Genomic DNA, 3,211 nt, shown 5'->3' with positions numbered 1-3,211 from the left:
TCCCCTCGACAGGCGTACTGGTCCGAAAGCCGATACGGCTCTGTGTGGCAGATGCCTGGAACTGATCTCCGACCTTATCTTCCGACCTTTCGATATCTCCAAAGTAACCTTCGTTAGCCGATCCGGCATCTTGATCGAAGCTGTAGGCCATATTGAGCCTAGCGTAACCATACAGCCCCACGGTGGTTTCTCCCACCTGGCTTTCCAGGGCCAGCGCAGAAGTCGTCCCCATTGCCAGGGCCATAGCCGTCAGTCCGCCTAGGGAAGCCTTTTTTTTGTTATTCCACATGATGACACCTTTTTATGAATTGGTTTGTTTTTACGCCGATTGCGGCACTATAAGGTTAGCGAAAATGATCTTACCCAGCAACAGTGGACACTGGTTTAAGCGATCATTCGGGCTTCAAAGGCCTCTGGGCTGATCATCCCAATAGCACTGTGCCGCCGTTGTTTGTTGTAGTCCAGTTCGACGTACTCAAACACCTGGCGCCTCATATCGTTTCGCGTTGTAAATTGCTCCCCATGGATCGCTTCAACCTTGAGGCTGTGGAAGAAGCTTTCGGCACAGGCATTATCATAGCAGTTGCCTTTGGCGCTCATGCTGCACGTAAGCTCATGCCGGGTAAGCAGCGATTGGTAACGCGTGGAACAGTACTGGGCGGATTCAATCGGTCGACGCAACACCTCGATATTGGAGGTGTTACATGGGAAGATCATCTAGTTGGATCGCTGAAAAGACTGGGCGAGCACCGATGCGTTCGCCTGGTCGACCAAGCATCAATCAGCGGAGTACCAATCGCGCATTCTGGAAGCGAATAGCTGAGGGGTTATCGAGCGAGGATGCAGCTTTGGCGTGTGGTGTATCACAACCGTTGGGGCCACGGTGGTTCCGCGAGGCAGGCGGGATGGCACCCTCTAACTTGGTGCCACCCTCAGGGCGTTATTTGTCGTTCCCAGAGCGCGAGGAACTCGCACTATTGCGAGTCCAGGGGCACGGGGTTCGTGAGATTGCACGGTGTCTAGGAAGGTCACCGTCGACGATCTCGCGCGAATTGCGCCGTAACGCTGCGACCCGGGGCGGTGTGTTGGAGTACCGGGCCACAGTCGCGCAGTGGAAAGCAGAGCTAGCCGCCAAACGGCCCAAAACTGCCAAGCTTGCAGGGAATGGCTGGTTGCAGGCTTACGTGCAATCACGTCTGGCTGGCGAGGTGACCGATGCTGAAGGCAGACCTATTCCCGGCCCGAATGTGCCATGGCGAGGACGGCGGCATGGTCGCCGAGCCGACCGGCGGTGGGGAGTCAGTTGGAGTCCTGAGCAGATCAGCCGTCGACTGCGGGTAGACTTTCCAGATGATGAGACGATGAGGATTTCTCACGAGGCGATCTATCAGGCCCTCTACATTCAAGGCCGCGGTGCACTTCGTCGTGAACTGTCCGCGTGTCTGCGTACTGGCCGGGCATTGCGGGTACCACGAGCGAGAACCCAGCAGCGCGGTAAACACTACCTCTCGCCCGAGGTGATGATCAGCCAGCGCCCGGCGGAGGTTGCTGATCGCGCTGTCCCCGGCCACTGGGAAGGCGACCTAATCATTGGATTGAACAGCTCCGCAATCGGTACCTTAGTCGAGCGCACGAGTCGGTTCACGCTACTTCTTCACTTGCCGCCCATGCATGATCATGGAACGGGCGCCAGAGTTAAGAACGGACCTGCTTTGGCTGGTCACGGGGCTGAGGCTGTTCGCGATGCTATCGCCATAAAGATCGCCACACTGCCCGAACAGCTGCGGAAATCGCTCACTTGGGATCAAGGCGCGGAGCTGGCCCAGCATGCACAGCTACGACTTGATACTGGCTTGGCAATCTACTTCTGTGACCCCCGAAGTCCCTGGCAGCGTGGGACTAACGAGAACACCAATGGTCTGCTGCGCCAATACTTTCCCAAGGGTACTGACATTAGCAGGTATTCTGAGCATGAGCTTGACGCTGTCGCGACGACTCTCAACGACAGACCTCGTAAAACACTTGATTGGAAAACACCTGCTGAAGCTCTCAAAGAACTACTATTTTCAGCATCATAAGCCAGTGTTGCGACGGCCCCTTGAACCTAAGCTGACTACCTCGATCCGAATGGACTATCACGCCTTTGGGCATTTTGCGTCTCCATAGCGCCATCTGTAGCGCGTCACAGACAAGATCGGCCGTCATACGCTCACTCATTGCCCAACCGACCACTTTACGAGAGTAAAGATCAATGAGCACTGCCAGGTAAAGCCAGCCTTCGCCCGTCGCCAAGTAGGTAATGTCACCCACCCACTTTTGATTAGGAGCTGAGGCCGTGAAGTTTTGTTCTAGTAGATTCGGTGCGACTGGCAGCGAATGCCGTGAGTTCGTGGTGGCCTTGAACTTACGAGCTGCTTTAGCGCGCAGGCCCTGACGCTGTAAGCTGGCAGCCACCGTCTTACGGTTGATCGGCATCCCATCATCTCGCAGGTCTAGCGTTAGTCTCGGGGCGCCTGAGCGGCCTTTGCGTTGGTGATAAGCCTTGGCCACATGCTGATCGATAATGGCTTGCTGGCTGCGTTTTGGGGACGATGCGCCTTCGCGTTGCCGCCAAGCGTAGTAGCCACTCCGAGCGACCCCGACAACATGGCACATACGCTGAATACTGAACGCCTGACGATGACGGTGGATAAAGGCGTACTTCACTTCAGGCTTTTCGCAAAGTACACCGCGGCCTTTTTTGTGATGGCCAGCTCTTCATTTGCCTCGGCTAGTTGGCGCTTCAAGCGGGCGTTTTCTTCTGCCAACGACCGCTCTCGCTCGGATGTGTCTTGCTGCAGCTGTGCTTTAGATCGCCACTGATAGAGCTGACTCGCGTGTATTCCCAGCTCACGCGCCGCTGCTGCAACGCCAATGCGATCCGCAAGCGCTAAGGCTTCTTGCCGGTAGGCATCTGAGTAACGGGTATATGATTTTTTCTTCATTGATGTTGTCGATCTTGCCATGGTTCACCTCATCGTAACGTATGACGTTCTTGAGGTGTCCACCGTTACTGGGCAGGATCAAAAACTCCTGAATTAAAGCTGAATTTGTTTGCCGAGATACTAGTTTTTCATAAAAAAGGTCAGCTCATGGCTGACCTTCTTAATTCATGTCAAGACTAAAGGATATCAATAGGCGACATGTAGTTCATAACGGTTACTGTCACTTT

1 protein-coding gene and 3 pseudogenes are annotated in these 3,211 nt (G+C 54.8%); 1 reads left to right on the top strand and 3 read right to left on the bottom strand.

Features of this window, described 5'->3' with window-relative positions:
- Together ELY38_RS06735 and ELY38_RS06730 are read right to left on the bottom strand one after the other, a co-directional pair.
- Positions 1–289: pseudogene (locus ELY38_RS06735) on the bottom strand (hypothetical protein); the annotation flags it as partial.
- 95 nt (positions 290–384) lie between these two features.
- Positions 385–660: pseudogene (locus ELY38_RS06730) on the bottom strand (IS3 family transposase); the annotation flags it as partial.
- A 44-nt stretch (positions 661–704) separates the two neighbouring features.
- On the opposite strand from ELY38_RS06730, the gene ELY38_RS06725 reads away from it, so the two are divergent.
- Positions 705–2,078 carry an IS30 family transposase gene (locus ELY38_RS06725; RefSeq protein WP_206604606.1) on the top strand — a complete coding sequence of 458 codons (1,374 nt, stop codon included), beginning with the start codon at positions 705–707 and terminating at the stop codon, positions 2,076–2,078.
- Positions 2,079–2,109: 31 nt separating this feature from the next.
- On the opposite strand, the pseudogene ELY38_RS06720 reads toward ELY38_RS06725, so the two are convergent.
- Positions 2,110–3,005 (bottom strand): annotated as a pseudogene (locus tag ELY38_RS06720) (IS3 family transposase); the annotation flags it as partial.
- Positions 3,006–3,211 lie beyond the last annotated feature (206 nt).

The organism is Vreelandella nanhaiensis (genome assembly GCF_003990185.1).
GTDB classification, from domain to species: Bacteria; Pseudomonadota; Gammaproteobacteria; order Pseudomonadales; family Halomonadaceae; genus Vreelandella; species Vreelandella nanhaiensis.
Note: the sequence above shows the minus strand (reverse complement) of the source record. Positions and strands in the feature narration are given on the sequence as shown.